The organism is Streptosporangium sp. H16, assembly GCF_051918855.1.
Classification (GTDB): domain Bacteria; phylum Actinomycetota; class Actinomycetes; order Streptosporangiales; family Streptosporangiaceae; genus Streptosporangium.
On sequence record NZ_JBPXMD010000021.1, the window covers coordinates 143,767 to 165,777 of the forward strand.

20 protein-coding genes, 1 tRNA gene and 1 pseudogene are annotated in these 22,011 nt (G+C 69.3%); 12 read left to right on the plus strand and 10 right to left on the minus strand.

From position 1 onward, the window contains the following. Positions 1-179: 179 nt before the first annotated feature. The 8 genes from ACTOQ2_RS30190 to ACTOQ2_RS30225 all read left to right on the plus strand — a co-directional run bounded on the left by ACTOQ2_RS30190 (position 180) and on the right by ACTOQ2_RS30225 (position 6,007). Positions 180-629 carry a plasmid replication, integration and excision activator gene (locus tag ACTOQ2_RS30190; RefSeq protein ID WP_440104159.1) on the plus strand — a complete coding sequence of 150 codons (450 nt, stop codon included), beginning with the start codon at positions 180-182 and terminating at the stop codon, positions 627-629. Continuing rightward, positions 626-952 carry a hypothetical protein gene (locus ACTOQ2_RS30195; protein ID WP_440104161.1) on the plus strand — a complete coding sequence of 109 codons (327 nt, stop codon included), beginning with the start codon at positions 626-628 and terminating at the stop codon, positions 950-952. The genes ACTOQ2_RS30190 and ACTOQ2_RS30195 overlap by 4 nt, the downstream gene beginning before the upstream one ends. An 87-nt stretch (positions 953-1,039) precedes the next feature. Continuing rightward, positions 1,040-2,452 (plus strand): FtsK/SpoIIIE domain-containing protein, encoded by a 1,413-nt coding sequence (locus tag ACTOQ2_RS30200; RefSeq protein WP_440104162.1) that lies wholly within the window; start codon positions 1,040-1,042, stop codon positions 2,450-2,452. After that, positions 2,449-2,652: a hypothetical protein gene (locus ACTOQ2_RS30205; RefSeq protein ID WP_440104164.1), complete on the plus strand. Its 204-nt coding sequence runs from the start codon at positions 2,449-2,451 to the stop codon at positions 2,650-2,652. The genes ACTOQ2_RS30200 and ACTOQ2_RS30205 overlap by 4 nt, the downstream gene beginning before the upstream one ends. Then, positions 2,645-2,797, plus strand: coding sequence for a hypothetical protein (locus ACTOQ2_RS30210; protein WP_440104166.1), 153 nt, complete (start codon positions 2,645-2,647; stop codon positions 2,795-2,797). The genes ACTOQ2_RS30205 and ACTOQ2_RS30210 overlap by 8 nt, the downstream gene beginning before the upstream one ends. Beyond that, a complete protein-coding gene (locus ACTOQ2_RS30215; RefSeq protein WP_440104167.1) occupies positions 2,794-4,455 on the plus strand; it encodes a replication initiator in 1,662 nt (553 codons plus the stop codon). Before ACTOQ2_RS30210 ends, ACTOQ2_RS30215 begins: the two co-directional genes overlap by 4 nt. Then, the gene (locus tag ACTOQ2_RS30220) at positions 4,452-4,646 is read left to right on the plus strand and encodes a helix-turn-helix transcriptional regulator (protein WP_440104169.1); all 195 of its coding nucleotides are present in this window, start codon (positions 4,452-4,454) and stop codon (positions 4,644-4,646) included. Before ACTOQ2_RS30215 ends, ACTOQ2_RS30220 begins: the two co-directional genes overlap by 4 nt. Continuing rightward, complete coding sequence (locus ACTOQ2_RS30225; protein WP_440104171.1) at positions 4,643-6,007, plus strand: tyrosine-type recombinase/integrase; 1,365 nt, start codon at positions 4,643-4,645, stop codon at positions 6,005-6,007. Before ACTOQ2_RS30220 ends, ACTOQ2_RS30225 begins: the two co-directional genes overlap by 4 nt. Positions 6,008-6,240: 233 nt before the next feature. Here the strand turns inward: ACTOQ2_RS30225 and ACTOQ2_RS30230 are convergent. Further along, positions 6,241-6,325 (minus strand) — tRNA-Tyr (locus ACTOQ2_RS30230). 490 nt (positions 6,326-6,815) lie between these two features. On the opposite strand from ACTOQ2_RS30230, the gene ACTOQ2_RS30235 reads away from it, so the two are divergent. From ACTOQ2_RS30235 to ACTOQ2_RS30245, 3 genes are all read left to right on the plus strand, one after another. Further along, the gene (locus ACTOQ2_RS30235; protein ID WP_362698251.1) at positions 6,816-7,310 is read left to right on the plus strand and encodes a YajQ family cyclic di-GMP-binding protein; all 495 of its coding nucleotides are present in this window, start codon (positions 6,816-6,818) and stop codon (positions 7,308-7,310) included. 143 nt (positions 7,311-7,453) lie between these two features. Next, the gene (locus tag ACTOQ2_RS30240; protein ID WP_440068127.1) at positions 7,454-8,029 is read left to right on the plus strand and encodes a pyridoxamine 5'-phosphate oxidase family protein; all 576 of its coding nucleotides are present in this window, start codon (positions 7,454-7,456) and stop codon (positions 8,027-8,029) included. Between the two features lie 392 nt (positions 8,030-8,421). Further along, complete coding sequence (locus tag ACTOQ2_RS30245) at positions 8,422-9,123, plus strand: hypothetical protein (protein WP_440104172.1); 702 nt, start codon at positions 8,422-8,424, stop codon at positions 9,121-9,123. Positions 9,124-9,196: 73 nt separating this feature from the next. On the opposite strand, the gene htpX is transcribed toward ACTOQ2_RS30245, so the two are convergent. The 7 genes and pseudogenes from htpX to ACTOQ2_RS30280 all read right to left on the minus strand — a co-directional run bounded on the left by htpX (position 9,197) and on the right by ACTOQ2_RS30280 (position 18,228). Continuing rightward, complete coding sequence (htpX, locus tag ACTOQ2_RS30250; RefSeq protein WP_362698260.1) at positions 9,197-10,048, minus strand: zinc metalloprotease HtpX; 852 nt, start codon at positions 10,046-10,048, stop codon at positions 9,197-9,199. 73 nt (positions 10,049-10,121) lie between these two features. Then, positions 10,122-11,903: an NADH-quinone oxidoreductase subunit N gene (locus tag ACTOQ2_RS30255; protein ID WP_440104174.1), complete on the minus strand. Its 1,782-nt coding sequence runs from the start codon at positions 11,901-11,903 to the stop codon at positions 10,122-10,124. Further along, the gene (locus ACTOQ2_RS30260; protein WP_440104176.1) at positions 11,900-13,750 is read right to left on the minus strand and encodes a complex I subunit 4 family protein; all 1,851 of its coding nucleotides are present in this window, start codon (positions 13,748-13,750) and stop codon (positions 11,900-11,902) included. The genes ACTOQ2_RS30255 and ACTOQ2_RS30260 overlap by 4 nt, the downstream gene beginning before the upstream one ends. A gap of 276 nt (positions 13,751-14,026) precedes the next feature. Then, positions 14,027-16,063 (minus strand): NADH-quinone oxidoreductase subunit 5 family protein, encoded by a 2,037-nt coding sequence (locus ACTOQ2_RS30265; protein ID WP_440104178.1) that lies wholly within the window; start codon positions 16,061-16,063, stop codon positions 14,027-14,029. 224 nt (positions 16,064-16,287) lie between these two features. Further along, positions 16,288-16,569 (minus strand): annotated as a pseudogene (gene nuoK, locus ACTOQ2_RS30270) (NADH-quinone oxidoreductase subunit NuoK); the annotation flags it as partial. Between the two features lies 1 nt (position 16,570). Continuing rightward, a complete protein-coding gene (locus tag ACTOQ2_RS30275) occupies positions 16,571-17,107 on the minus strand; it encodes an NADH-quinone oxidoreductase subunit J family protein (RefSeq protein ID WP_440068117.1) in 537 nt (178 codons plus the stop codon). After that, on the minus strand, positions 17,104-18,228 hold the full coding sequence (locus ACTOQ2_RS30280) for a 4Fe-4S binding protein (protein ID WP_440104180.1): 1,125 nt from the start codon (positions 18,226-18,228) through the stop codon (positions 17,104-17,106). Before ACTOQ2_RS30280 ends, ACTOQ2_RS30275 begins: the two co-directional genes overlap by 4 nt. 255 nt (positions 18,229-18,483) lie before the next feature. Here ACTOQ2_RS30280 and ACTOQ2_RS30285 point away from each other — a divergent pair, with 255 nt between their 5' ends. Further along, positions 18,484-19,980 carry a protein kinase domain-containing protein gene (locus tag ACTOQ2_RS30285; protein ID WP_440104182.1) on the plus strand — a complete coding sequence of 499 codons (1,497 nt, stop codon included), beginning with the start codon at positions 18,484-18,486 and terminating at the stop codon, positions 19,978-19,980. Between the two features lie 9 nt (positions 19,981-19,989). Here the strand turns inward: ACTOQ2_RS30285 and ACTOQ2_RS30290 are convergent, their stop codons facing one another. Then, the gene (locus ACTOQ2_RS30290; protein ID WP_440104184.1) at positions 19,990-20,928 is read right to left on the minus strand and encodes a hypothetical protein; all 939 of its coding nucleotides are present in this window, start codon (positions 20,926-20,928) and stop codon (positions 19,990-19,992) included. A gap of 126 nt (positions 20,929-21,054) precedes the next feature. Beyond that, a complete protein-coding gene (gene nuoH, locus ACTOQ2_RS30295) occupies positions 21,055-22,008 on the minus strand; it encodes an NADH-quinone oxidoreductase subunit NuoH (protein ID WP_440104209.1) in 954 nt (317 codons plus the stop codon). Positions 22,009-22,011: the final 3 nt, after the last annotated feature.

Below are 22,011 nucleotides of genomic sequence, written 5' to 3' on the forward strand. Positions count from 1 at the left end.
ATCCTCCTTGAGCGCCGAGCACCGTTAAGACGCCCGAGGGGCAGGCTGGCACACCTGGCCATCCCCCTCTACCGATCCACTCATTCACTTGTGCGGACAAGTTGTCGTAGGCTACTCTCAACTCAATCGGACAAGTGGACGACCGAACATCGATCGTCCAAGTGAAAGGAACAACCGACATGGCCATCCAAGGCCCCATCCCCGTCCACTTCGGGCAGGTCTTCCCGCACGGCTGCTTCATCGTCGGAGAGGTCGAGCAGGTCAAGGACTTCGACGCCTCGTCCAAGGGCCGCACCGTCTACGCCAAGGACAAGAACACCGGGGAACTGGTGTGGCAGGTCGCGGTCATGGACGCCGACCCGACCGTGAAGGCCGGCCAGAAGACGGTCTCGGTCAAGATCCTGTCCCCCATCCAGCCGACCGTTCCGGCCGCACTGCCGGGCCTGCCGTTCGTGCCAGTGGAGTTCGACGGCATGACCGCCACCGCCTACGTCAACCAGAACACCGGACGACTGGCCTGGTCCATCCGTGCAACCACGATGCGCCCTCCCCGCACCGCCACTGCTCCCCCTCGGCAGGCCGCTCAGGCGCCGGCCAAGGAGACGGTCGGTAAGGACGTGGCCGCATGAGCGAACACAAGCCCTACACCTACGTCACCGCGTCGATTCACGACGGCGTCACCCGATTCGATGTCTCGTTCTGCACCTCGGAGATGTCGGCCAAGGCGTTCGGGGGCGACGGGGAGCGACCGTTCCTGACCCTATCCAGCAGTGAGGCACACATGACGGTCACCACCACGGGCGGCGGGCCGGTCACCGAACAGGACGTGACCCTCGCACGGGAGATCTTCACCGCTTCCGCGCGCTACCTGGCCAACTGCGAGCGCCTCCACGCGGAACAGCCGACCGACCCCACTGACCAGACCACACCGTCCGGTGAGGTCGCGGCCTGACACGTAAGCGGGGCCGCCAGAAGCGCCAACTTCCGGCGGCCCCTCGGTTCTCCCTCGGACGCAAATTCAAGGAAGGCCCCCAGCCTAATGTTCAAGAAACTGCCCGGCGACGAGGCACAGAACCTCGTCTCCACCACCCCCGATACCGCCGTCGTCTTCCGCCCGGCCGTCCTCCGCACCCCGGCGATCGTCACCATTGTGATCTTCGCGTGGCGGCTGCTGGCCGGTGCCCTGCGGCTGCTGTGGCGCCACCCCATCGCCTCGGCCGTCGTGCTCACCCCCGGCGTGGTCACCTACGCCTGTGGCTGGCGTTGGGGCCTTGGCCTCGTCACCGTGACCCCTCTCAGCCTCACCGCCTGGTTCTTCGTCGCTCGTCCCTCCTTCCTTCGCCTGCTGGGCTGGCGGCTGCTGGCCTGGTGGCGGCTGGTGTGGATCTACCGGCGGCACTGGCAACCGGTAATGATCATCTCTGGGCTCGGACGGCACTTACGCGGCCGGGACTACCTGCCTCGCGTCGTCCGCGTCACCTGCACCTCGTGGGCCGACGTGGTCACGGTGCGAATGCTCACCGGACAGGCGGTCAAGGACTGGGCCGACCGCACCGAGCACCTCGCTCACGGGTTCGGTGCCCGTTCCTGTCGGGTCTCCATCGCGCGCTCGGGCCGGCTGCTGCTCGTCTTCCCCCGCCGTGATCCCCTCGCCACTCCGCTCCCGGCCGTACCGGTCCCGGATGAGGCATCGGTGGGGCCGGTAGAGGTCGGTAAGTGTGAGGACGGCAAGCCCTGGCTCTTGAAGGTCCACGGCACGCACGTCCTGGTCGCCGGGGCCACCGGGGCGGGCAAGGGCTCGGTCATCTGGTCGGCGATCCGCGGCCTGCTGCCCGCCACGCGTGCGGGCCTGGCACAGGTCTGGGCGCTAGATCCCAAACGGATGGAACTGTCCTACGGGCGCGACCTGTTCGGCAACCGCTACGCCGCAAGCCCGGCCGACTGCGCCGATCTGCTGGAAGCCGCTGTGAAGATCATGCAGGATCGGGCCGACCGTTATGCCGGACTCCAGCGCTCCCACACTCCCTCTGTCGATGACCCGTTCGTCCTGGTGGTGGTCGACGAGGTGGCGTTCCTGACCGCCTACCAATCCGACAAGGGCCTCAAGCTCCGCATCTCCGCTGCCCTGGCGACGCTCACCACGCAGGGCCGCGCGGTCGGCTTCGGTGTCCTGGCCGCTCTCCAGGACCCGCGCAAAGAGGTCATGAACATCCGCAACCTGTTCCCCGACAAGATCGCACTTCGCCTCGACGAGTCCGAGCAGGTCGACATGGTCCTCGGCGACGGCGCACGGGACCGCGGGGCACTGGCCGATCACATCTCCCCGATCCCCGAGCAGGGCGCCGGTATCGGTTACGTCCGGCTGGAGACCTCACCCGATCCGATCCGGGTCCGTGCCGCCTACGTCTCCGACAGCGACATCCGCGCGATGGCCATGGAGGTGACCGCATGAGGGTCAGCTTCTACGGCACCGACGAGGAGATCACCCGCCTCTGCGAGCGGCCCATCCTCGCCGTTCTGGGACCGCACCATGCTCAGCCCGTCCTGGCCTTCGAACTGTTCAACGTGCGCGTCACCGCCGACCCGTACCAGACCATGTTCCGGCTGGTGGCCGACCTGTCCGAAGTACGGGAGAGGGGCGACCGTGACTGAGCTGGCCTACATCCTCGACGGCCTGCGCTGCGCGGCCTGCCACGCGGTCAACACGCTGTGGCTGGACCTGATCCGCGGCCTGGTCGAGTGCCACGACTGCGGACAAGGCGCACTCCTCGACCACGACCAGGAGGCGGACGCGTGAGCAACCCCAACGACCGCGGCCTGTCACGCGCCGAGCGTCAGAGAATGCCGCTCGCGCTGGATGTGGCGGTGGAGATCGCCAAGCACAACGGAGTGTGCATCCGGCCGATGGTCCTGCGGCGACTCGACACGCGCACCGGGCTCACTGAGGACGTGAACGTGCCCTGCGGGGCCACCATGGACGCCAAGTGCTCGTCGTGTGCCCGGCGTAATCGCTACCTGCGGATGGCCCAGTGCCGGGAAGGTTGGCACCTGGAGGCCGAACCCTCGATCACTCCGGATGAGCCCAACGAGGAACAGCTCTGGCTGGTGGAGTTCCGCGCGGACATGCAGGCTCAGCGCGACGCCGCGGAAAAGGCCAGCGACGACACCACCGACCTGGACGCGATCCTCAGCGGACTGGATGCCGAGATCACCGCGGCCGGGATGCGCGGCACCCTGCTCGGCCATACCACCGCCAAGCGCAACCGCTCGACCCGGCGACGCCAGGACGCCCCCGACCTGCCCAGGAAGGTCCGGCAGAACACCACCCTGGGGCGGACGTTCACCAGCTCCGACGGGATGGTCTACCGGCCGTCGCTGTTCGTCACGCTCACGCTTCCCTCCTACGGCAAGGTACGCAACGGCGTGCCCGTCGACCCGGACGGCTACGACTACCGGCGGGCGGTCCGGGACGCGCTGCACTTCTCCAAGCTCGTCGACCGCTTCGTGCAGAACCTGCGCCGCGTCGCGGGATATGACCTGCAGTACTTCTCCTCCGTCGAACCACAGAAGCGACTCGCACCGCACCTGCACATGGCCATCCGCGGCACCATGCCACGCGCCGAGGTCAAGGCAATCGCGGCAGCCACCTACCACCAGGTGTGGTGGCCCTCGGTCAACGAGGTGCGCTTCGAGGACGATCACCTACCGGTGTGGGTCGAGCGTCCCGCGCGGGAAGACGGCACCCCCTACCCGGACGGCCAGGACGGCGACTACTTCGATCCGGTGACCGGGGAAGTGCTTCCTACCTGGCGCGAGGCGCTCGACCGGCTCGACGCCGACGAGGAGGCCGAACCGCTGCACGTGGTCCGCTTCGGTGACCAGGTCGATGTTCAGGGTGTTCTCGGTGGCACCCCGGATGCCGACCAGTGCATCCGCTACCTGTCCAAGTATCTGACCAAGAGCCTCGGCGACACCCTCGACGCCGCCAACCCTGCCCAACGTGAACACGCGGCCCGCATGGTCGAGGCGCTGCGCTACGAACCCTGCTCCCCGGCCTGCCCGAACTGGCTGCGCTACGGAGTACAGCCCAAGAGTCCCAAGGCGGGCATGGCGCCGGGCCGATGCCGGAGCAAGGCACACAAGCCCGAGCACCTCGGCTACGCGGGTCGTCGCGTCCTGGTCTCGCGTAAGTGGTCGAACAAGACCCTGTCCGAGCACAAGCGCGACCGCCGCACCTGGGTCATGGAAGCCCTCGGCCTGGCCGACGAGCCCGTCGACCCGCACCGCTACGTCTGGAAGCCCGTCCCGGCCGGCGACGGCAACATCCCCTCCCTGGCCCTGCGGCTGCTGCGCATGGTCGCCGAACGCCAGCGCTGGCGAGCAACCCTGCTCACCCTGCAACAAAAAGCGACCGGACACGACCCTTCGGCAATCGAGACTAGGGAGGCAGCGTGAGCAAGCACCGCGACCAGCTCATGACCATTCCGGAAGTCCTCGACGAACTCGGCGGGGTGTCCCGGCGCACCTTCTACCGCTGGCGGGAGATCGGCCACGCTCCACAGGGCCTCAAGCTCCCGAACGGCGAGATCCGCATCTACCGCAGCGACTTCACCGCGTGGTTGGAAACCCTTCGGGAGGCCGCGTGAACACCTCCTACGACGTGAAGTTCTGGGAGATTCGCCGGAACGAGACGAGCAAGACGCCGTCCTACGTGATCCGCTGGAAGGTCGGTGGTCGCCAGAAGTCCAAGACGCTGCGGACCAAGGCTCTCGCCGAGAACCTCCTGTCGGACCTGCGGCAGGCGGCGAAGCGAGGGGAAGCCTTCGACATGGAGACCGGGCTCCCGCTCTCCATGCTCCAGGCCAAGAGCGCCCGGACGGTCTTCGAGTTCGTGCGGGCCTACATCGACATGAAGTGGCCTCACGCGGCGGCCAAGAGCCGCGACAGCATGTCCGACGCGCTCTCGACGGTGCTCCCCGCCCTGACCAAGGATCGCCCTGGCCGTCCCGACGCCGACACCCTGCGAACCGCTCTCCGCAAGTACGCGCTCCTCCCGAACGGTAAGAGCCTCGACGTTCCCGCCGAGATGGCGCAGGCGATCCGCTGGCTTGAGGCGGCCTCCCTTGACCTGGTGGACTTGGAAGAGACCAGGGTCGTACGGCTGGCGCTGGATGCGCTCGCCCTTCGTCTGGACGGCAAGGCTGCGGCGCCGAACACGATCGCTCGCAAGCGGGCCGTCTTCCATGCCGTTCTTGAGTACGCGGTGGAGTTGGAAGAGCTGGCGGCCAACCCGCTGCACAAGGTCAGATGGAAGCCTCCCAAGACCACCGAGACCGTTGACCCTCGCGTCGCGGTCAACCCCCGGCAGGCTCAGGAACTCCTGACCATGGTCACCTACGTCGGCAAGCGCGGACGGGGCCGGCGACTCATGGCGCTGTTCGCCTGCATGTACTACGCGGCGCTGCGCCCGGGTGAGGCGGTCGGCCTGCGTCTCCAGGACTGCCACCTGCCCGCGAAAGGTTGGGGGCGGTTGACGATCGACGTCTCCCGGCCCGAGGTCAACAGGCAGTGGACGGACAGCGGGGACGCTCACGAAGAGCGGGGTCTCAAGCACCGGGGCAGTGCCGACGTCCGGCCGGTGCCGATTCCTCCCGAACTGGTGAAGATCCTGCGGCAGCACATCGACGAGTACGGGACCGGCGCGGACGGGCGTATCTTCCGCAGCGAGCGCGGCGGGGTCATCGCCTCGACGGCCTACACCGAGGTCTGGCAGGACGCGCGGGCACTCGCCCTCACTCCTGCTCAGGTCGCTTCTCCCCTCGGCCGGCGACCGTACGACCTGAGGCACGCGGCGGTCTCGCTGTGGCTCAACGCGGGCGTCTCGGCTCCCGACGTGGCCGAGCGGGCGGGCCACGGTGTGGACGTCCTGCTGAGGGTCTACGCCAAGTGCCTCGACGGGCAGAAAGAGATCGCCAACAAGCGGATCAGTGACGCGCTGACCGTATGAGACGCTCACCGTACGACCAGGGTCCCGGACACCACCGGGGCCCTTCGGCGTTCCAGGGCTGGTTCTCGTCCGTAGAACACCCGGAAAGCCCTACGCTACCTGGGAAAACGGCCCCAAGATCATTGCGCGTATATTACGCGACCACCGACATAGGGCCGCTCAGGGTGGCATCCGACTGCACACCCCGGAAACGCAAAAGAGGCCCCGGAGGGCCTCTGAGCTGCCAGTTTGGCTGGTGGCAGGTGCAGGACTTGAACCTGCGTAGGCTGAGCCGACGGTTTTACAGACCGCTCCCTTTGACCACTCGGGCAACCTGCCGTGTCCTCCGCTTGCGGCGGCGACAGGAAGAAGAATAGCGGACTTCCGGGTGTGACGTGACATCGACGCGGGGCACCTCCCGATACCCACTCCTATCAGGACTTTTGGTACGCATGTCGCCGCTTGTGCCGGTGTCCTCTGGGGAGGGAGTGACGCCAGAGGCGTCGCGGTGCCGGCGAGACGGGCCTCAATGGCGAGGGTTCCGAGGAATGGCCGGGAGGCGGTGCGAGGAGACCGAAGGAACGGGGACACGCCAAGGCGAGCGGGAGGACGGGAGTGGAAACGAGACACGCCGAAGTGGGACAGGACCCGCTGATGGCGGGAGAGGGACACGCTTCCGCCTCGGCATCGGCGGGAGATGCTGGCTAGGCTGATCTGTTACGTACGCGTCTACCGAACCGGCTCGCGGGCGCCACCGCGATTCGAGGTCCGTGGCTTCCGGGAGCCGGGCGGCGATTGATAGTTCCAGCAGGTCAGAGGGGATTGAGCTTTGGCGGATTCATCGTTCGACATCGTTAGCAAGATCGACCACCAGGAAGCAGACAACGCGCTGAACCAGACGGTCAAGGAGGTCGGGCACCGATTCGACTTCAAGGGCACCGGCGCGACCATCGCCTGGTCGGGCGGTCAGAAGGCCGTTGAGATCAAGGCCAACAGCGAGGAGCGCGCCAACGCGGTCCTCGACGTCTTCAAGGACAAGCTGATCAAGCGGGGGCTCTCCCTCAAGATCCTGGACGCGGACGAGCCCAAGCTGTCCGGCAAGGAGTACCGGCTTCTGGTGACCCTCAAGGAGGGCATCGACCAGGAGCACGCCAAGAAGATCTCGAAGATCATTCGTGATGAGGGGCCCAAGGGCGTCAAGGCCCAGATCCAGGGCGAGGAACTGCGGGTGAGTTCCAAGAAGAGGGACGAGTTGCAGGAGGTCATCGCCCTTCTCAAGGGTAAGGACCTGGAGATCGCGCTTCAGTTCTCGAACTACCGCTAGCAGAAGGGAAACCGAGGCTCTGACCTGTGGTTTCAGGACCTTACTGCTCCGGGGAGGGCACATCCAGGGCATACGGCCGGGGCAAGAGGCTCTCTTGTGCCCCGGCCGCTCACCCGTTTCACCAAAGAATTATCGTCCTGTTTATGGGGAAAATTCATGACAGGATTAACGGTCGGCTGCGTGAGTTCATCGGAGCGCAGCCGGTCTACTTCGTGGCGACGGCTCCCGAGCAGGGCGGCCACGTCAACATGTCCCCCAAGGGATACGCCGACACCTTCGCCGTCCTCGATGACACCACCGTCGCCTACCTGGACCTGGACGGCAGCGGGGTGGAGACCATCGCCCATCTCCGCCAGAACGGCCGCATCACGGTCATGTTCTGCGCCTTCTCCGGCCCTCCCAACATCCTCCGCCTGTACGGCACCGGCCGGGTCGTCGTACCGGAGAACCCCGACTTCGCAACACTGATCAAGAAGTTCGGCCCGCATCCGGGCGTGCGGTCGATCGTCGTCGTCGACTGTGACCGGATCTCCGATTCCTGCGGCTTCTCGGTACCGTTCATGTCCTTCGAGAAGGACCGGACGCTGCTGGACGAGTGGGCGGGACGCAAGGACGTCCAGCAGCGGCGCACCCACCGGGCCCGGAAGAACCGCGAGAGCATCGACGGCATCCCCGGCCTTTCCGCGGAGGAGACCGACCCGGTCACACAGCACTCCTGAGCCGGTCGGCCGGTGGCCGCCCCGGGACCGGCCCTCGCGGGGGCCGGTCCGTTCGCCTGCGCCGGAGGGGTTTCCGCTCGCTCCCCGCGATCGGATGACACTCACGGCGACACCGCCGGCCGGCCTCTCCCTGGGCGTACAGTAAGCCGGTAAGCGACGGACACCCCCCGTATGTCCGGAAGACTCGGGGGGCCTCAGTGGGGTTGTTCTGCCGCTTGAGCGTTTGCGTCGGCGCGGTCGCCATGGTCCTGGGGGCGGGCGTCCCCGCGGAGGCCGGAGGTGCGAGCCCTCCGGTCCGGTACGCGGGACTCGACGGGTGTGTCTGTGCTCCGTGGAAACTCTGGGTACGCGGCGGTGGGGTGCTCACTCTCCCCGACGCCCGGGTTTTCTCCGTGGGGAGGCAACGAGCACCGCTGGCCCTGTCGCCGAACGGTAGATATGTCGCGTACTTCCAGCGTCGGGATGGGGCGCTGGTGGTGCGGGAGGTGGCCACCGGCGAGATGCGCGCGGTGCCGGGAGTGATGTGGTCGAACGCGATGCGCGCGGCACGGGTCGATCTCTCTCCCGGCGGGCGGTACGTGGTGCTGGGCATCGGCTGGGAGCATCGGATCCTGGACACGTACAGCGGGGAGAGCATCCCGGTGCCACCTGGCCTGCGACCGTGGAGTTTCAGCCCTGACGCGAAGTTCGTACTCGTGGTGGACGACACGTTCCAGGCGGGGATCTACTCGATGTCGCCCTTCACCGAGCGGGGGCGCGTTCCGGTGGGGGGCGCGCTCGGCCCGGACGGCGAGACCGTCGCCCACTTCACGGCACGTGACGCGGGGATCCGCCTGTGGAACGTGCCCACCGGCGGCATCCCCAGGCACGATCCCATCGCCGTGCCCGTCGACAGGACTCCGACCCGGATGCGCTGGAACCGCGCGGGCCGTCTCGACCTGCAGACGGTCACCCCGCGCAGGATCAGGAAGGGGGGCGGCACCCGCTACACCTGGTATCGGGTCGATCAGGAGTCGGGCGGCACGGAACGGGTGAGTGGCTTCGTCGTGCCCGGGTCCGTCCACAACCCGATCGTCACCGGACTGACTCCCTGACCCAATCGTCACCGGACTGACTCCCTGACCCGTCACGGACCGTAGAGGCTCACGGCGGCACGGAAGCGCGGGGTCAGCGGCGGTAGCCGGCCATGCGCTCCAGGCGGGCGACACGCTCGGCGGTGGGCGGGTGGGTGGAGAACATCCGGCCGATCCCGGCGCCGCGGAAGGGATTGGCGATCATCAGGTGGGAGGCGGAGGCGATCCGGCCGTTCTCCGGGAGGGGCAGCTGGCGGGTGCCCATCTCGATCTTTCTCAGCGCCGAGGCGAGGGCCAGCGGATCACCCGTCAGCCGGGCACCGGACTCGTCCGCCTGGTACTCGCGGGAGCGGGAGATGGCCATCTGGATCATTCCGGCCGCGACCGGGCCGAGCACGATCATGAGGATCGCACCGATGAACCCGGGACCCTCGTCCTCGTCCCCGCCGCCGAAGAACAAGCCGACATAGCCGAGGTAGGTGATCATCGTGGCGAGCGCGCCGGCCACCGAGGAGATCAGGATGTCGCGGTTGTAGACGTGGGAGAGCTCGTGCCCGATGACCCCGCGCAGCTCGCGCTCGTCGAGGAGCTGGGTGATCCCGTAGGTCACGCAGACCGCGGCGTTGCGGGGGTTGCGCCCCGTCGCGAAGGCGTTGGGCTGCATGGTCGGCGAGACGTAGAGCCGGGGCATGGGCTGGCGGGCCTCGGTGGAGAGCTCGCGCACGATCCGGTAGAGGAGCGGCTGCTCCACCTCACCCACCGGCCGGGCGCGCATGGCCGACAGCGCGATGCGGTCGGAGAAGAAGTAGGCGACGCCGCTGGTCGCCAGCGCGACCAGGACCGCGATCTGCACGCCGGTGCCGCCTCCGAACCACGCCCCCACCACGATGATCACCGCGGACAGTGCGCCGAGAAGGACCGCGGTACGCAGACCGTTGTGGTGCACTACACCCCCCTTTCGGTTGATGCTGACTCACCTGTGACAACGTCTCCTGCCAGGTCGAACGTTCCCGGATGGTTCAGCCCGCGCCGATGAGCGCCGCGGGGACGAGGTCGAGGACCAGCTGGGGGGCGGCCGAGAACGCGATCGCGACGATCCCGGCCACCGCGACCGCCACACTCGCGGGTATCCATCCGGTGCCGCGGCTGCCCGTCTCCACGCCGACAGGCACGACGCCGCCCGTCATGGCGCTTCCTGTCACGGCGCCGCCCGGCACGGCACCCCCGATCACAGCGCTCCTCGTCACGGCGTCCCCGATCACAGCGCTGCCCGCCATGGCGCTCCCGATCGCGGGGCTCTCGGTCACCGGGACCGGAGTGAAGATCCGCACGACCCAGGCGACGTAGTAGTAGAGACCCACGACGGTGTTGACCGCCATCACGGCCGCCAGCCAGCCACCGCCTCCGCCGAGGAGCTCCCGGAACACCACGATCTTGGCGAAGAGTCCGGCCAGCCCCGGGGGCAGGCCCGCCAGGCAGATCAGGAAGAAGGCCAGCGCCAGCCCGGCCGCGGGGCTCCGGAACGCCAGGCCCCGGTAGTCGTCCAGCTCCCCGCTGCCCGACCTCCTCGACACCAGCGTGACCACGGCGAACGCCCCGAGGTTCATCGCCGCGTAGAAGATCAGGTAGGCGACCGAGGCGTTCATCGCCTCGTCGTTCCTGATGCCGAGGGGAGCGAGGATGTAGCCCGACTGGGCGACGGACGACCAGGCGAGCAACCGCACGGCGTGGCGCTGACGCGTGGCCAGGAGGTTGCCGACGGTCATGGTCAGCGCGGCGAGAATCGCGACCAGCGGGACCCAGGTGGCCCCCTGGCCTCCCAGGGCGACGACCAGGATAAGGATCAGCCCCGCGAAGCCCGCCGCCTTGGAGATGACGGAGAGAAGCGCCGCGACGGGGATGGGCGCGCCCTGGTAGACGTCACCCGCCCACGCGTGGAACGGCACCGCCGCGATCTTGAAGGCGAACCCGGCGAGGACCAGGACCACGGCCACGGTGACCACGGCGGGCAGGTCGTAGGCGATCTGCAGCGAGGACTCGTAGGCGCCGCCGTCGCCGATGTCTCCCTGGCCGGGCCCGGGGCCGGTGGCCGCGGGGACATCCTGTCGCAACACGTGGGCGATGCGGTCGAGGTAGACGGTGCCGGTCGTTCCGTACAGCAGGGAGACCCCGAAGAGCATCACCGCCGTGGAGACCACGGAGACCAGGAAGAGCTTGACCGCCGCCTCGGAGCTCCGGCCGTCGTAACGCTTGAGCGCGGTGAGCGCGAACACCGGCAGCGAGACGAGCTCCAGCGCGACCACCAGCATGATCAGGTCACGGGAGGCGGGCAGGGCGACGGCACCCGCCAGCGTGCAGAGCAGCAGGAAGTACCACTCTCCGACGGGGATGTCCCCGGAGGAGAGTTCGGCCGCCGACAGCAGCACCACGACGATCCCGGCGAACAGCGCGAGCCCGGCGAAGACCAGCGTGAAGTCGTCGACCACGAACGAGCACGGTGCCACGACGGCCGTGGGCGCCGTCGGCTCGGCGACCGAGGGGACGATGGCGCCGATCACCGCGCGGGGGGAGCCGAGCAGCCCCTCTGGCACGCAGAAGGTTCTCAGCGGCTCTCCGGCGCGTACGGCCTGGGAGATCACCACTGCCAGGGCGGCGACCACCCCGGACAGCGTGACCGCGCCGAGTGCCGTCCGGACGTGCGGCCTGCGGGGCAGGAAGGCGTCCAGGAGCAACACGAGCCCTGCGGTGAGGGCGAGGATCAGGGGCGGCGCGACCGCGTAGTAGTCGATCGACTGGATCACGGCGCGCCCACCAGGGTCCGGACCACCGGATCGGTGAGGAGGAGAAGCGCCTTGGGCCAGAGCCCGAACAGCAGGATCAGCGCGATCAACGGCACCCAGGCGGCCAGTTCGTGGCCCGAGACATCGGGCATGCGCGATCTGCCCGTGCCCGTCGCCCCCAAAGCGACTCGCGAAGTCGCCCCCGCCCGCGAACCCCCCGAAGTCCCCAGAGCAGCCGCAGTCGCAGGGGTCGCCGGAGTCGCCGGAGTCGCCGGAGTCGCCGGAGTCGCCGGAGTCGCCGGAGTCGCCGGAGGGGGAGCGCCACCCCCGCCGACGGTTGCCATGAGGGGGCCCTCCTTCTCCCCCGCCTCGCCGTCGGGGGCACCACCGTCGTGATCGCCCTCCTCCCCGGTCGGTCCCGTGGAGGGCAGGCCGCCCGCGGCGGCCGCGGCGAGGACCGGGACGTGGACGGTCTCGGTGCCCCGGCCGTGGGTGACGCGGGAGAGCATGAGCAGGAAGTAGGCGGCGGTCAGCACGGTACCGAGACCTCCGAGGGCCATGAAGACCAGGTAGAGGGGGCGCGACAGACCCGCGGCCGGTTCGAAGGCACCGAGGAGGGCCAGCATCTCGCCCCAGAAGCCCGCCAGCCCCGGCAGCCCGAGCGAGGCGACGCAGGCGAAGGTGAGCAGGGAGGCGAGGCGGGGAAGGCGTGTCAGCATGCCACCGCCGAGGGCCGGCATGTCGGAGGTGCCGTAGCGCTCCTTGATCGCTCCGGCGACGAAGAACAGCAGGGCGGTGATGAGACCGTGGGCGATGTTGCCGAACAGGGCACCGTTGACTCCGGCCGGAGTGAGCGTGGCGAAGCCCAGGAGCACGAAACCCATGTGGCCGACCGAGGAGTAGGCGATCATCCTCTTGAGGTCACGCTGGGCGAGACAGGCCAGCGAGCCGTAGACGATGCCGATCACCGCGAAAGCCCCGAGCCATGGGGCCATCGCGGCGGCGCCATCGGGCAGGATCGGGATCGCGACGCGGGCGAAGCCGTACGTGCCCATCTTGAGCAGCACGCCCGCCAGGAGCACCGAACCGACGGTCGGCGCCTCGGTGTGGGCGTCGGGCAGCCAGGTGTGCAGCGGCCACATCGGGGTCTTGACCGCGAAGCCGATGCCGACGGCCAGGAAGGCGATGGTCTGCACGGCGGGGGACATGCCCGTTCCCCGTGCCCGCGCGAGGGCGATCATGTCCAGGGTGCCGGTCTGCGACCAGATGAGCAACAGGCCCAGCAGGAGGACCACCGAGCCGAGCAGGGTGTAGAGGATGAACTTGATCGCCGCCGCCCGGCGGGCGCGCCCGCCCCAGATGGCGATCACGAAGTACATCGGGATGAGGACGACCTCGAAGAACACGAAGAACAGCAACAGGTCGAGCGCGAGAAAGGTGCCGATCATGCCCACTTCGAGGACGAGCAGCGTGAACACCAGCGCCCGTGGCCGGTTGCCACCGGGCCGGGGACTGAGCAGCTGCCCGGGGCCGTCGGCGCGCCCCCGGCACAGGTAGACGAAGCAGAGGAAGGTCAGCAGCGTGGTCAGCACGACCAGCGGCAGCGAGATCCCGTCCACGCCGAGGTGGAATCTGAGGTCGAGGCCGGGGATCCAAGCCAGGTCGGTCGCGAACTGCACCCGAGCGGCGTCGCCGTAGTCGAACGCGGCGACCAGCACCACCGACAGCGCGAACGTGAGGCCGGAGACGACCAGGCCGTGCACCCTGAGCAGCCGCCCCCTGGCCGCGACGTCCGACCCGAACGGTGCGAGCAGCGCGGCGGCTCCGGCGAGTGGCACACCGAGGAGCACGATCAGCATCCAGCTCATGGCGTGGCCACCTCACCGAAGTTCGGCACCGGGTTCGGCCCCGAGTTCGCCCCGGTGTCCGGTCCTGGGTCCGGCTTCGTGTTCGATGTCGGGTCCGGGTCCGATATCGGGTCCAGTGTCGGGTCCGGGTCCGGTGTCGGATCCGGTGCCGGGTTCGAGTCGGGTGTCGAGTCCGGTCGTGTGCTCGGTCGCGGAGAGGAGGTCAACGGCGCGTCACCGCCAGACGGATGAGGAGCAGCACGACGAGGGCCACGACGCCCCAGAACAGCAGAGAGATCATCTGAAGATCACCGCCCCGGCCGCGATCAGGAGGACTCCGGCCAGCAGGCCGGTGATGTAGAGCTGGGCGTTGCCGTTCTGCACCAGGCGGACCAGCCCGGCCAGGCCCAGGGTCGCCCGGCCCGAGCCGCGCACGGCACCGTCCACCACGCGACCGTCGGCGCGGACGACAAGACTCGCCAGGAGCAGCACGGGTCGGACGAACAGACCGGTGTAGACGGAGTCGACGTGGAAGGCCTGCTCGCAGGGGGCCCGGAAGGGGCCGAGCAGGCGAGCCGGGTCGGCCAGGGGGTCGGAGCGCCACACGGCGTAGACCGCTCCCGCCCCCAGCAGCGCCACCGCGAGGCTGAGGGCGGCGGCGTCCCAGTGAACGTCGCCGACACGGGCGAAGCCGAGGAGAAGGGCTGGAACGGCCAGGACGAGAATGGGCCAGCGCATGGTGGCCGGAGCCTCGTGAACGGCCGTGTGAGCGGCGGTGTGGACGGCGTGCGGCGCACCGGACGCGGGCTGGCTCTGGGGCTGGGGGGCACGCTGCCCGAAGAAGGTTCGCAGCCACGCGCGGGTGGCGTAGGCGCCGGTCACCGCGACCGTGGCGAGGGCGCAGCCGTAGAGCAGCAGGGCCGCGGCACTCGTCAGCGACCCCGAGGACAGGGAGCCCTCGATGGCCACCAGCACCTCGTCCTTGCTGAAGAAGCCGCTGGCCGGAGGCAGGCCCATGAGCGCGGCGAAGCCGATCGTCATCGCGGCGAAGGTGACGGGAAGCCCCCTCCTGAGGCCCCCCATCGTGCTCATCAGGTTGGAGCCGACCGCGTGGATCACCGCTCCGGCGCAGAGGAAGAGGAGTGCCTTGAAAGCGCCGTGGGTGATCAGGTGAAAGATCGCAGCGCTCCGGGACCCGGCGGCCAGGGCGCCGGCCATGTAGGCGAGCTGGCTGATCGTGGAGTAGGCGAGGACGCGTTTGAGGTCGTCCTGGGCCAGGGCGGCGAGAGCCGCGCCGAGCATGCCGATGGCGGCCAGGACCGCGAGGACGTCCAGGGTGGGGCGGGCGCCGAGGAAGGCCGGGTAGAGCCGGGCGACGACGAAGATGCCCGCGGCGACCATGGTGGCCGCGTGGATGAGGGCGCTGATCGGTGTCGGTCCGGCCATCGCGTCGGGAAGCCAGACGTGCAACGGCACCTGGGCGCTCTTCCCCGCCACCCCGGCCAGCAGCAGCATGGTCGCGGCGATGAGCGTGCCGGAGGACATCTCGGGGACTTTGGCGATGACGTCGGCGATCCTGAAGCTTCCCGCCGCCGTCCCGAGGACGAAGATGCCGAACAGGAATCCGACGTCGCCGATCCGGGTGACGAGGAACGCCTTGATCGCCGCTCGCGAGTTGGCCCTGTCTTCCCACCAGTGCCCGACCAGCAGGTAGGAGCACAGGCCCATGATCTCCCAGCCCACGTAGAGGACCATGAGGTCCGCCGCGTAGACGACCAGCAGCATGGCGCTGGTGAACAGGCTGATGAAGGAGCTGTAGGACGGGTAGCGCCGGTCACCGCGCATGTAACCGACGGAGTAGATCTGCACCGCCAGCGCGACCACGGCGACCAGCACGGCGATCGACGCGGCGAGGCCGTCGACCAGCAGCCCGACCGAGATCGGCACCGAACCCGTCTCGATGACGGTGAACGCCGCGGTGACACCGTCGATCGCCCCCTGGCCTCCCGGCCCGACCGGGGCGGACGGCTCGGCTCCGCCCCCGCCGGTGGCGGCCCAGGTGGCGTAGGCCAGCCAGATCGCCAGGGCCGCGGAGACGGCGGTGGGCACCACGGCGATCCAGGCGGCCCGGTGGTTGGCGGCGGTGTCGGCGTTGACCTTGAAGGCGTCACTCCTGGGAGCGTCGGCCTCGGGGGCGTCGGCCCCGAGGATGCCGCCTTCGCCGGTCTCCGGGGGCCTCACGCTGTGGGGACGCCGAGGGAAACGGGAGCCGAGAAGGCCGGTGACCGCCGCGAGGAAGGGCAGCAGGATCACGAGCGAGGCGATAGTGATCATGGCACGTCACCCGGCCCGGTGTCCGCCTCGGATCCGGCCCCGGACCGGGACCGCCGCGTATCGGTCACGGTCTGCGGGTGTGTCTGCGTCTGGGACGGGCTCCGGGACCCGGCCTGAGGCTGCTCCACGAGCGAGGAGTCCGAGCCGGTGTCGCCGGGACCGGCGTCGGCGAGGTCTGTGTCCGTGGGGTCGGGGTCCGTGGGGTCGGACAGGGAGCGGAGGCGGTCGAGGTCGACGGTCTGGCGGTTGCGGTAGAGCGCGAGGATGATCGCGAGACCGAGGCCGACCTCGGCGGCGGCGATCACGATGACGAACAGCGTGAGAACCTGCCCGCCGTGCAGCCGGTCGCGCAACCACACGTCGAAGGCGACCAGATTGAGGTTGACGGCGTTGAGCATGAGCTCGACGGACATCAGCACGAGGATCGTGTTGCGGCGGGCGAGCACCCCGTACACGCCGATGGAGAACAGCAGCGCCGAGACGACCGCGGGATAGACGACGTGCACGTCAGTCCCTCCCGCGGATGTCCGTGCGGGACAGGACGATGGCGCCGATCAGAGCCGCCAGCAACAGGACCGAGAGCGCCTCGAACGGGAGCACCCAGTTACGGAAGATGCTGGAACCGAGCTCGCCGGCCGATCCACCACCGGGCTCAAGCGGGACGTAGGCCATGCGGAAGCCGTCGACGACGACGGTGACCAGCACGGCCGCGGTGGCGATCGCCACGATCGCCGCGGTCGGACGGTTCGGACTGTCGAGGTCGGCGCTCCTGCCGATCGGGGCGCGGGTGAGCATGATGCCGAACAGGAGCAGGACCACGATCGCGCCGACGTAGATCAGCACCTGGACCCAGGCGACGAACTCGGCGGTGAGCACCAGATAGCACCCGGCCAGCGCGCCGAAGCAGACGACCAGCCACAGGGCCGCGTGGACGAGCTGCCTGGTGGTCACGACGAGCAGCGCCGACCCGACGGCCACCGCGCCCAGCAGAAGGAAGACGATCTCCTGCCCGGTCGGCGACAGGTAGGACGGCACCTCGGTCACCTCTCCTCCTCGGGCTCTCCACTCGGATCCGTGGAAGGAGTCTGCTCCGGTTTGGCCGCCGCCGGAGGTGCTTCACCCCCGCCTGTGGATAACTTCTCGACGGATGGCCCACCTGTGGACGGATCGTTCTTCTTCGGAAGGGCACCCGGTGGCCGGATGGCCCGGACGCTCGCGTGCCCCGCCGAGGTGCCCGGTCTGGACGACCTGCCCGGGGATGGACCGCGCCGCGCGGGCGGCGCGTCGGGGGTGCCGGGAGCGGGCGAGGCGGGTGGCGAGGACGGGGAATCGGACGGCGAGGACCCGGATGACGAAGGCCCGGACGGCGAAGTCCCGGACGGCGAAGTCCCGGACGGCGAGGACGGGGCATCGGACACGGAGGTGCCGGAACCGGGCGCGGACGCTCCAGGGCCCGGCTGGAGACCTGGATCGGAGCGGGAATCGGCCGGGGACGCCGGGGATGCCGGGGCTCCGGACGGTGAAGCAGACGCGCCGGGCGCGGAGGCCGCGGGACCAGGACCGGCGGCGGGACCAGAACCGGCGGTAGGGCCGGAACCGGCTGCGGGACCGGGGCCGGCGGTGAGACCAGGACCGCCTGCTGGGCCAGGACGGGCGGTGGGGCCGGTCCTGGTTCCGGCAGCGGGAGCGGGAGCGGGCTCGGAGGGAGCCGGGCGAGGACGGACCGGTCGGGAGGTGGCCGCCAGTTCCTTGGGCGGATCGGCGTTGGGCTCGTGGGCCGGAGGCGGCGGTACGGTCTGGGCCCAGGCGGCAAGTTTGTCCTTCTCATGAAGAAGGTTACGGATATCGCCTTCGGCGTACTCGAACTCCGGAGACCAGAACAGCGCGTCGAAGGGGCAGACCTCGATGCAGATCCCGCAGTACATGCACAGGGAGAAGTCGATCGCGAAGCGGTCGAGCATGTTGCGGGCCCGGGGACGGCCGCCTTCCGGGGCGGGGAGGGTCTCCTTGTGGGAGTCGATGTAGATGCACCAGTCGGGGCACTCGCGGGCACAGAGCATGCACACCGTGCAGTTCTCCTCGACCAGCGCGATCACCCCCCTGCTCCTCGGGGGCAGCTCCGGCCGGACTTCGGGATACTGCTGGGTCACCGACCTGTTCAGCATGTGGCGAAGGGTTACGGAGAGTCCCTTCGCCAGTCCCACTCCTGGTATCCGTGCCACAACTCAACATCATGGCGCACAGCGGGGCGCTCGGGAATGCGTGGGCCCCGGAGACCGTCGCGGTGAGAGGTATCAGCCGGGGAATCGGGTTATCCACAGAAGTTATCCACAGACTGTGTGTTCGATAACCGCTCCCCAACCACAGGCTCACCACCGAAGCGACTGCAGACCTTCTGAAAAAATCGTATTGTTCGCCACATGTCCCACCAGTACGGGCCGGCTTGGCAGTCGCAACCACCGGCGCGATCCAACACGGCGTGGAGCGTCGTGTGGGCGCTGGTACCCCTGCTGACCTGCGGCGTCGGGACGCCGTTCGTGATCGGCCACGCCGCGCGCCGGCTGCGGAGCCCGTTGCTGGCCGTCGCCGCCGTCTTCTACGGGCTCGGCATCGGCATCTTCATGGTCGCCGCGGCGATCTACGGAAGTTCCGACGACATCCCGGTCGTGCTGGACACCATCGGGACGATCGGCCTGTTGGGCAGCTGGATCGGCGGGCTGGGCCACGCGCTGATCCTCAGGGGATCGGTTTTCCGGCGGTGGCCGTCCCGGGAATTCCATCCGGGACCGCCTCAGGGGTACGGCCACGCGCAGGGCCCGCCCCGGGTGCCGTCGTACCAGACGGGTCCCACCGCGGCCTCGGTCGTGCACCCGGCCGCGCAACGGCCGCAGCCACACCACCAGGAGCCTCCGTACCACGGCGGGTACCAGCGGCCGCCACAGCCCCGCCATGACGACCGGCCGCCGCAGTACGCACCCCAGCACACCCAGGGCCGCTTCGCGCAGGGCCAGCCCACCCACACTTCGCAGGGCCCCCACGATCCCTTCGCGCAGGGCCGACCCACCCACACTTCACAGGGCCCCCACGCCCCCTTCGCGCAGGGCCGGCCCGCCTACACCTCGCAGAGCCAGAACGCCCCGGCCCCGCAGGGCTGGCTCGGGCCGTACCGGTTGATCGGCAGCCTGGGCAAGGGCGGCCAGGGAACGGTTCACCTCGCGCTCAACCCGCAGGGGCAGAAGGTCGCGATCAAGGTGCTGCACGAGCACTTCAACGGCAACCAGGTGGTCAGGGAGCGGTTCCTGCGGGAGGTCGAGGCGACCCGCAGGGTGGCGACGTTCTCCACGGCACGGGTACTCGACGTGAACATCAACGAGGACCAGGCGTACGTCGTCAGCGAGTACGTGGAGGGCGACTCCCTGGAGCAGCTGGTCCGCGACAAGGGTCCGCGCGACGGGGACGGCCTGACCAGGCTGGCCCTGGCCACGGCGGGCGCGCTGGCCGCGATCCACCGGGCCGGCGTGGTGCACCGGGATTTCAAACCGGCCAACGTGCTGATCGGCACCGACGGCCCTCGCGTGATCGACTTCGGCATCGCCCGAGCCCTCGACCAGGTCACCGCGACATCGGGCAACATCATGGGCACCCCCGCCTACATGTCGCCCGAGCAGCTCTCCGGCGGGGCGATCGGCCCGGAGACCGACGTGTTCAGCTGGGCCGCGACCATGATCTTCGCCGCCTCGGGGAAGGTCGCCTTCGGGGAGGACACCATCCCCGCGATCCTGAACCGGGTGATCAACCACCAGCCGGACCTGGCGGCCCTGCCCCGGTCACTGCGCCCGCTGGCCGCCGCCTGCCTGGACAAGCAGCCGGGCAACCGGCCCACGGCCGCCGACATCATGCTGCGGATCGTGCAGTAGGGGACCGGTCTAAGGAACCGCGTCCTTCGCCCGCGCCGTCAGCTCCAGGTACTCTTCGCGGGTCAGCGCGCGGACCTCGAGCTCCAGGCCGTTCCCTGTGGCGAAGCGCTCGACGTCCTCGGCGTCCCAGTGGCCCGGCAGGTGGAACAGCTCCCCGCCCACCATCAGGCCGGTCACCCCGGACTCCGCCGAGTACAGCAGCAGCTCGGACGCGTCCAGCTCGCGGGTCCTGCGCGCGGTCTCCAGCAGCAGGCGGCCATGGACGACCACCAGGCGGCAGTGCGGCTGGCCCTCGCGCCTGAGCACGCGTCCCTCGGCGGTCTGGTTGCGGGACCTGCGGCGGCCGACCCCGACCACGACGACGGCCCCGGCGACCGTCAGCGCGGCCAGCACCAGGGCGGCGATCCCGAGCGGGCCCATCCCCCGGGTGACGTCGGCGCGGGTCTCGGTCAGGTTGAGGAGCACGAGCGCCACGAAGACCGCCCCGTAGGCGAGCACCGCCCACATGAGCACGTACAGCAGCTGCTCGCGCCACCACACCTTCGGCGAGCTCAGAGGCGGTCTGAGGCTTCTCGCGCCGGGCACGCGCAGGCGCGGCAGGGGCGCGGGCGCCCGCCGCCAGGTCACTGCGCACCACCTCGGCGACCTCCGGGCGAGGGCGACCCTGGCCCGCTGCGGCGTGTCGAACGCCCGGAACTCGAACTCCAGCCCGTTGTCAGCGGCGAACGCCTTCACCGCCCTCTTCGACCGAGACCCCGGAGCCTCCAGCATGACCAGGCCGGACTCGTCGAGCACCGCCAGGCCGTATCTCGTCCTGCCCCTGCCGGGATAACCGAAGATCAGCAGCGTGCTCGCCCGGCCCTCCCCGGCGAGCGGCAGCCGCACCGCCGGATGTTCCGGCACATCGACGACCAGTTCATCCTTTTCCACGGCAAGCGCGAGGGTCATGCGTTCCGTCCTTGGCAGGTGGTGTCACAGAGTGTATTTACTCCCTGCCCTGCGTGGGCACTTCGAACGTCAGATCGTTCGGTACGACGGCCCGGACGGTACGCGGAACGGCCGGAAAGGAGGGGATCATCCCACGGCGACCCTGACGATTCCCGTCAGCGCCAGCTGGACCAGGGCCAGCGGTACCAGGCCGACCCAGGCGAGCCGCTGCAACTGGTCCTCGCGCAGGCGGGGATAGCTCACCCGGATCCAGATGATCACGAAGACCAGCAGGAAGACCTTGAGGAGCATCCACACCGGCCCCGGCAGGAACGGGCCGTGCCAGCCACCGAGGAAGAGCACGCTGGTGAGCGCGGAGACCACGATGATCCCGGCGTACTCGGCCAGCATGAACAGGGCGAACCTCATGCCGGTGTACTCGGTCATCGGACCCATGATGATCTCGGAGTCGGCGATCGGCATGTCGAACGGCGGGCGGCGGAGTTCGGCGAGCCCGGCGACGAAGAAGACCACGCCGCCGATCGCCTGCCAGGGCAGCCACCACCACTGCCAGGCCTCCACGATGCCCGGCAGGGAGAGCGTGCCCGCCGCCATCGCGACGCTGGAGGCCGCGAGGACCAGCGGCAGCTCGTACGACATGAGCTGGGCGGCCGAGCGCATCCCGCCCAGGACGGAGTACTTGTTGCCCGAGGACCACCCGGCCATGATCGAGCCGAGCACGCCGACCCCCATCACGGCGAGGACGAAGAACAGTCCGGCGTCCAGGTCGACCCCGACCAGCCCGGGTCCGACCGGGATGACGACCATCACCAGGAGGTAGGGGACCAGCGCCACGCCGGGGGCCAGGCTGAAGACCCGGCGGTCGGCGGCGGTCGGGATCACCTGCTCCTTCTGCATGAACTTGACCCCGTCGGCGATCAACTGGGCCCAGCCGTGGAAGCCCCCGGCGTACATGGGACCGAGGCGCGACTGCATGTGCGCCATGACCTTGTGCTCCATCTGCCCGGCGACCAGCGGCAGCACCAGGAAGATCGCGACGATCACGACAAGCCGTACCGCGACGTCGAGCACCTCGGCGATCAC